Source organism: Amycolatopsis ultiminotia, assembly GCF_039536925.1.
GTDB lineage: Bacteria > Actinomycetota > Actinomycetes > Mycobacteriales > Pseudonocardiaceae > Amycolatopsis > Amycolatopsis ultiminotia.
The window spans coordinates 33,177-39,987 of the sequence record NZ_BAAAZN010000025.1 but is presented as its reverse complement, the minus strand read 5'-3'; the positions used below and the strand labels follow the sequence as shown (position 1 = coordinate 39,987).

The 6,811-nt window shown below is 71.1% G+C and carries 9 protein-coding genes; 6 read left to right on the top strand and 3 right to left on the bottom strand.

What is annotated here, in order from left to right:
• Positions 1-198: 198 nt before the first annotated feature.
• The gene (locus ABD793_RS37670) at positions 199-696 is read right to left on the bottom strand and encodes an HNH endonuclease (RefSeq protein WP_425548837.1); all 498 of its coding nucleotides are present in this window, start codon (positions 694-696) and stop codon (positions 199-201) included.
• Between the two features lie 366 nt (positions 697-1,062).
• Here ABD793_RS37670 and ABD793_RS37665 point away from each other — a divergent pair, with 366 nt between their 5' ends.
• The 3 genes from ABD793_RS37665 to ABD793_RS37655 are packed head-to-tail and all read left to right on the top strand — an operon-like array spanning position 1,063 to position 4,032.
• Complete coding sequence (locus ABD793_RS37665) at positions 1,063-2,040, top strand: mechanosensitive ion channel family protein (RefSeq protein WP_344868280.1); 978 nt, start codon at positions 1,063-1,065, stop codon at positions 2,038-2,040.
• A 34-nt stretch (positions 2,041-2,074) separates the two neighbouring features.
• Positions 2,075-2,464: a globin gene (locus ABD793_RS37660; RefSeq protein ID WP_344868279.1), complete on the top strand. Its 390-nt coding sequence runs from the start codon at positions 2,075-2,077 to the stop codon at positions 2,462-2,464.
• The gene (locus tag ABD793_RS37655; protein WP_344868277.1) at positions 2,464-4,032 is read left to right on the top strand and encodes a glycoside hydrolase family 13 protein; all 1,569 of its coding nucleotides are present in this window, start codon (positions 2,464-2,466) and stop codon (positions 4,030-4,032) included. Before ABD793_RS37660 ends, ABD793_RS37655 begins: the two co-directional genes overlap by 1 nt.
• A gap of 9 nt (positions 4,033-4,041) precedes the next feature.
• Here the strand turns inward: ABD793_RS37655 and ABD793_RS37650 are convergent, their stop codons facing one another.
• Positions 4,042-4,230 (bottom strand): hypothetical protein, encoded by a 189-nt coding sequence (locus tag ABD793_RS37650; protein ID WP_344868276.1) that lies wholly within the window; start codon positions 4,228-4,230, stop codon positions 4,042-4,044.
• A 163-nt stretch (positions 4,231-4,393) separates the two neighbouring features.
• On the opposite strand from ABD793_RS37650, the gene ABD793_RS37645 reads away from it, so the two are divergent.
• From ABD793_RS37645 to ABD793_RS37635, 3 genes are all read left to right on the top strand, one after another.
• On the top strand, positions 4,394-4,621 hold the full coding sequence (locus ABD793_RS37645; protein WP_344868275.1) for a hypothetical protein: 228 nt from the start codon (positions 4,394-4,396) through the stop codon (positions 4,619-4,621).
• A 235-nt stretch (positions 4,622-4,856) separates the two neighbouring features.
• Positions 4,857-5,060, top strand: coding sequence for a cold-shock protein (locus ABD793_RS37640; protein ID WP_344868274.1), 204 nt, complete (start codon positions 4,857-4,859; stop codon positions 5,058-5,060).
• Between the two features lie 345 nt (positions 5,061-5,405).
• Entirely contained in the window at positions 5,406-6,302 is an 897-nt protein-coding gene (locus tag ABD793_RS37635; protein WP_344868390.1) for an acyl-CoA desaturase, read from the top strand.
• Here ABD793_RS37635 and ABD793_RS37630 read toward each other — a convergent pair.
• Positions 6,289-6,735, bottom strand: a complete 447-nt coding sequence (locus tag ABD793_RS37630; protein WP_344868273.1) for a DUF6292 family protein — start codon at positions 6,733-6,735, stop codon at positions 6,289-6,291. The genes ABD793_RS37635 and ABD793_RS37630 overlap by 14 nt on opposite strands.
• Positions 6,736-6,811 lie beyond the last annotated feature (76 nt).

Here is a 6,811-nt window from a genome sequence, read left to right as displayed (position 1 = left end):
ACCATGGGCACCCGGGTCACCAGCCAGGCCGACTACAGCCTCGCCGCCTGATCTTCGTCCTCGCGGGCATCTCGCGGGGAGTCGCCCCCGGCAGCCGTTGGGCAGCCGGGGCGCAGGTGCGTCCGGGGTGGGGCCGTCCGGGAGCGGGCCTGCCCCGGGGGTACGAGACGTCGGGGCGGGTGTGCGCTGCGGAGATTTTCAGGCGGCCGAGCCCAGGTACGGCTGCCACAGCGGGTCGGCTTCCTTGGAGTGCGCCAGCAGCCGCCAGTGCGGGCCGTGCGGGGCGCGCGGTACCACGCGCAGCCGCCAGCCGATCTCCGACAGCAGGCGGTCGGCCTTGCGGTGGTTGCACTTGGCGCAGCAGGCCACGCAGTTCGTCCAGCTGTGCGGGCCGCCGCGGCTGCGAGGTACGACGTGGTCGATCGTCTCCGCCCGGCCGCCGCAGTAGGCGCAGCGATACCGGTCGCGGTGCATCAGCCCGGCGCGGGTCAGCGGCACCTTCGCTCGGTAGGGCACCCGCACGTACGTGCTGAGCCGGATCACCGACGGGACGGGCAGGGACACCTTCGCGGCGTGCAGTTCCACCCCCGCCGGGTCGCCGTGCACCACTTCGGCCTTACCGCACATGACGAGCACCACCGCGCGCCGCATCGGCACCGCGGTCAGCGGCTCGAACGTCGCGTTGAGCAGCAGCACTCGACGGCGGCCCCATGCCGGAGCCGCCGGATCCCGGGACCTACGCTGTCCGGGCGGACGGATGACTCCCCCTGGCCGGATCCCCGGCCCGGACGGGGTGGGTCCGCCGGATGCGGAACCTCCCGCACGGGCACGCAGGACCGCCTCCGGCGGCTCGTCGGCCATGGCTTGGCCGCTGCCGCCGAGGGGGACGGGTTGTCGGTCTGGCACTCGACCACCTCCACCGGTGCAGGCATAGTCGACCACACATCAGGCCCCCGGCGCACGTGTGTTCCGTGACGTGTCACGTATCCGCGACCCACCGGCCATCCGGAGGCCGCCCCGGCGAAGCCGGTGAACCCCGTGCAGAAAGGACTGCCACAGCTCGTGAACCCCGTGCTCAGCGCCCCACCCTCGTGCATCTCCGACGCGAGCACCTGGTGCTCGCAGGTCTACGCGGTCACGCACAACGAGTGGCTCGCCGGCTCGGCGGGCTGGCTCGTGACGAAGCCGCTGCGGATCATCCTGATCCTGCTCATCGCGTTCGTCGTGCGTTATCTCACACGGCGGCTCATCGACCGGGTCACCACGCTGCCGCGGTCCGACGGCAAGCTGCCCGCGCTGCTGCGGCCGCTGCGCGAGCGCGCGTCCGACGTGCTCGGCCCGATGGTGGTGGAACGCCGCAGGCAGCGCGCCAAGACGATCGGCTCGGTGCTCAAGTCGATGGCCACGTTCCTCATCTACGGCCTGGCGTTCATCCTCGTGCTGGGCGAACTGGGCATCAACCTGGCGCCGATCATCGCCTCCGCGGGCATCGTCGGCGTCGCGCTCGGTTTCGGCGCGCAGAACCTGGTGCGGGACTTCCTCTCCGGGATGTTCATGATGATCGAGGACCAATACGGCGTCGGCGACGTCGTGGACGTCGGCGAGGCCACCGGCACCGTCGAGGCGGTGGGCCTGCGCATCACCACGCTGCGCGACATGCAGGGCACCGTCTGGTACGTCCGCAACGGCGAGGTGCTGCGCGTCGGGAACTCCAGCCAGGGCTTCGCGGTCGCGGTGGTCGACGTGCCGCTCAGCTACTCCGCCGACGTGGACCGCGCGACGAGCGTGCTCGGCGAAGCCGCCACTGCCGCGGTGGCGCGTGACGCGCTCGCACCGCACGTGCTGGAACCGCCGGACATGCTCGGCGTGGAAAAGGTCACCCCGGAGGGCATCCAGCTGCGGCTCACCGTGAAGGTGCGGCCGGGCAAGCAGTGGGCGGTGCAGCGTGCACTGCGTGGCCAGCTGCTCGGCGCACTGGAAGAGGCGGGCTTCGAACCTCCACTCGGCCGGTTCCTGTCCTCCCCGGCGGCCGACAAGTGACCGGCGGGCAAGGCAAGATGGAGGAGTGTCGACTGTGAGTGGCCAGGAACCGGCGAACCTGTACGAGGCCGTGGGCGGAGAGCCGACCTTCCGGCGGATCGTCGCGCGGTTCTACCAGGAGGTCGCGCGGGACGAGATCCTGCGCCCGCTGTACCCGGAAGAGGATCTCGGCCCCGCGGAGGAGCGGTTCCGGCTGTTCCTCATGCAGTACTGGGGTGGCCCGCACACCTACTCCGACCGGCGGGGCCACCCCCGGCTGCGGATGCGGCACGCGCCGTTCAAGATCGGCCCGATCGAACGCGACGCGTGGTTGCGCGCGATCCGGGTGGCCGTCGACGAGGAGAACCTGCCCGAGCCCTACCGCGAGCAGCTGTGGGCCTACCTCGAGATGGCCGCGCACAGCATGATGAACAGCTTCGTCTGATGCCCCGCCCGGCCGGGCGGTCCGCGCCGCCGTGGTGGTCCGATGCCGTCTTCTACCAGGTCTACGTGCGTTCGTTCGCCGATTCGGACGCGGACGGCGTCGGCGATCTCGAGGGCATCCACAGCAAGCTCGGCTACCTGGAGCTGCTGGGCGTGGACGCACTGTGGCTCACGCCCTTCTACCGGTCCCCGATGGCCGACCACGGCTACGACGTCGCGGACCCACGCGACGTGGACCCGATGTTCGGCACGCTGGGCGACTTCGACGTGCTGCTCACCGAGGCGCATCGGCGTGGCATCCGGGTCACCGTGGACGTGGTGCCGAACCACACCAGCAACCAGCATGCGTGGTTCAAATCGGCGATGGCCGCCACACCGGGCAGCCCGGAGCGGGAACGCTACGTCTTCCGCGACGGCCGCGGCCCGGACGGCGGCGAACCGCCCAACAACTGGGTCAGCGTGTTCGGCGGCCCGGCCTGGACGCGGGTGCCGGACGGGCAGTGGTACCTGCACCTGTTCGCCCCGCAGCAGCCGGATCTGAACTGGGCCGACGCCGAGGTCCGCTACGACCTGGAGCGCACCCTGCGGTTCTGGCTCGACCGCGGGGTCGACGGGTTCCGGATCGACGTCGCACACGGTATGGCCAAACCGGCCGGACTGCCGGACATGGACCCGGACGCGGCCGGAGCCGGCGGCGAACGCGGTGATCCGCGGTTCGACGACGACGGCGTGCACGAGGTGCACCAGATGATCCGGAAGGTGCTCGACGAGTACCCGGACACCATGGCGGTCGGCGAGATCTGGGTGTCCGACGAGGAACGGCTCGCCCGCTACCTGCGCCAGGACGAGCTGCACCTGGCGTTCAACTTCCGCCTGGTGCTGACCCATTTCGACGCGGACGCCATGCGCACCGCGATCGAGAGCTCGCTGGCCGTGCCGCGGGCGGCCGGCGCGCCCGCCACCTGGACGTTGTCCAACCACGACGTCTGGCGCACGGTCAGCCGTTACGGCGGCGGTGCGGCCGGACTGCGCAAGGCGCGGGCGATGGCACTGGTGGAGCTCGCGCTGCCGGGCGCGGTGTACCTGTACAACGGCGAAGAACTGGGCCTGCCGAATGCGGATCTGCCGGTGGCAGCGCTCACCGATCCGCGGGCACGCAGGCAGGGCCCGGAGTACAGCCGCGACGGCGAGCGCGTACCGCTGCCGTGGGAAGGTGCCTTGCCACCCTTCGGCTTTTCCCGCAACCCACGCACCTGGCTGCCGATTCCGGCGGATTGGGCCGAGCTGACCGTGGAACGGCAGCTCGAAGACCCGGGGTCCACGCTGTCGCTGTACCGGCACGCGGTGGAGCTACGCCGGAACCATCCGGCGTTCCGGGCAGGCGACGACCTCGAGTGGTACGGCGCACCGGCAGGCTGTTTCGCGTTCCGGCGTGGCCGCAACGGCCTGATCTGCGCGCTCAACACCTCGGCGAGCTCCATCGCGCTGCCGCCGGGCGAGCTGCTGCTCAGCAGCAGCCCCCTGGCCGACGGGAGGCTCCCGCCGGATTCGGCGGCCTGGCTGGCCTGACCCGCGCCGTCACCCGCGGACGGGCGCCTCCAGGCCGAGCATGGCGAGCAGGCCGCGCAGATCGTCCGCGTCACGGGCGCGTCCCGCGACCGTGCGGACGGCCTGGTCCTGCTGGACGCGCAGACCGGCCTCGGCGGTGACCCTGGCGCGAGCGAACTCACTGGTTTCGGTGGACAGCGGGCGACGTTCCGAGCGCATGCTGCTCCTCGTCGAGGTCGAAGGTGACCACGGCCGGCCTTGCCCCCGGGTATCGGTATCGGGCCAAGCCGAAGACGACGCCGGCGGTGCCGGCGCACGGGAGAACTCTCGACCGGAGTGACGCTACACCCAGGACCAGGCCGGTCGGCGGTACGGTCGGCGCATGCCCGAAGAAGCAGGCGGCCCGGCACTCGGACCGACGCTCGACGAATGGCTCAAGGCACGCGAGGAAACCCGCGCGCACCTCGGTACCCGCCCGGCGGCGGCCAGCCAGGAGTGGGCGCAGCGGCTGGCCGATCTGCTGGCCACCGAAACTTCCTGGCAGGCCCAGTACACCGAGTTGATCGGACGCGACATCCCGCCACGCCGGTTCCCCACCTCCAACCGCTGACGCGCACACCGTCCACAGCGGACAGAGCAGGGTGGTCCGGCCTGGTGCGATCGGTCCCGGCGTGCTTTACTGAGGTCGGTCATGTTTTGTGTTCGTGCGGTGGGTACATCCCGCAGCCACGCTCGCAAGATGTAGCGGGCGTAGTGGTTCTCCCTCAGCGGAAGATCAAACCGTCGGTTCCCGACCCGGATGCCGAGGTGGCATCTCGTTTTCTGCTCGATGGAGAGATCGTTTTATGACGCAAGGCACCGTGAAGTGGTTCAACGCCGAAAAGGGCTTCGGGTTCATCAGCCCGGACGACGGCGGAGCCGACGTGTTCGTGCACTACTCGGAAATCCAGGGTAACGGCTTCCGCAGCCTGGAAGAGAACGCGCGCGTCGAGTTCGAGGTGGGCCAGGGCCAGAAGGGCCCGCAGGCTACCGGCGTCTCGATTCTCTGACGCCACAACGACTTTCCGAAGGGCCGGCTCATCGAGCCGGCCCTTTGCCGTGTCCGGGGAACCTGCGCCGCCCGCCGTTCGTTGACCGGGCAGGCCACGGCAGGCGGTTCCCCAGCGCCTGCCATCCGCACGGCGTTCGCAGATGGCGGCTTCACCGCCCGGCGCGCCGGCGTTCCGGCCTCGGCCCCGCACAGTGCGGCGGCCGTCCCGGCTCGACAGGAGCGTTTCAGTATCGAAACCCCCAGCACCACCCTGCCCCCGTCCGATCCCGCACCGTCCGAACGTGCACTGTCCGAACCCGCCCCGTCCGATCCGGCCCCGCGCGAACGTCCCGCAGCCGAGCCGATGCTCGCCGGGCGCAAGAACGGCACCGAGTCCTTCCTGGTGAAGCTCTTCGCCGTGGTCCCGCTGCTCGCGGTGGCCGCCGCGGTGCCGCTGGCCTGGGGTTGGGGGCTGAGCTGGCTCGACATCGGCCTCGCCGTCGGCTTCTACTACCTGACCGGGCTCGGCATCACCATCGGCTTCCACCGGTACTTCACGCACGGCGCCTTCCGCGCCCGTCGCGGGCTGCGGATCGCACTCGCGGTCGCCGGGAGCATGGCCATGCAGGGCCCGGTGATCGCCTGGGTCGCCGACCACCGTCGCCACCACGCCTACGCGGACCGCGACGGCGACCCGCACTCCCCGTGGCGCTTCGGCACCTCCGCCACCGCGCTGGCCAAGGGCTTCTGGCACGCGCACATGGGCTGGCTGTTCGACCGGGACAAGACCAACCCCCGCCGGTTCGCCCCCGACCTGCAGGGTGACCCGGACATCCGGCGGGTGGACCTGCTGTTCCCGGTGCTCACCGTCGCCACCCTGCTGCTGCCCGCACTGCTCGGCGGGCTGATCACGATGAGCTGGTGGGGTGCGCTCACCGCGTTCTTCTGGGCCGGTCTGGTGCGGGTCGCCGCACTGCACCACGTGACCTGGTCGGTCAACTCGCTGTGCCATCTGATCGGCGACCGGCCGTACGAGGCACGCGATCGCTCGGCCAACTTCTGGCCGCTGGCGATCCTGTCCTTCGGCGAATCGTGGCACAACTCCCACCACGCGGACCCGACCGGCGCGCGGCACGGGGTCGGCCGCGGGCAGCTCGACACCTCCGCGCGGCTGATCTGGCTGTTCGAGAAGCTGAACTGGGTCTCCCAGGTCCGGTGGCCCCGCCCGGAACGGCTGGCGCGCAAGCTCAAGACCGCCTGACGCAGGCCTCCAGCCGCTCTCGCAATTCGCTGTGGTCCCGCACGGCCTGCACGGGGATCGCCGGGCGCACGTCGTCCGGCGCCCCCAGTGTCTCGGTCACGAACCGCCGCACCCGGTCCGGCACCGGCGTCAGGTCGCCGCCGAGGCGGGCCACCACCAGCGGGGACTCGGCAGGCGCCGTTTCGACCGACAGCGTCCAGCCCTGCCGGGCACTCCACAACAGCATCAGATCCCGTCCGGGAAACCGCGGCGAACGGCCGTTGAGCGCGACATATGCGGTGACGGTGTCCGCGACCTCGCACGAGGTGCACGCCACCGATACCCCCACGGAGGCGGCGACCTCGTGCACGTACGCCACGAGCGCACGCCGCAGCGACTGCGGATCGTCGACGCTGGGCAAGGCCATCGGACGGTCGGGACCGGACAGGAGCATGGTTCTCCTCTTCCCGTGCCCGCGTCCGCCGGGCGGGGCGGGCCCGGGTCACGGGCCACCACCCGCACCACGCAAC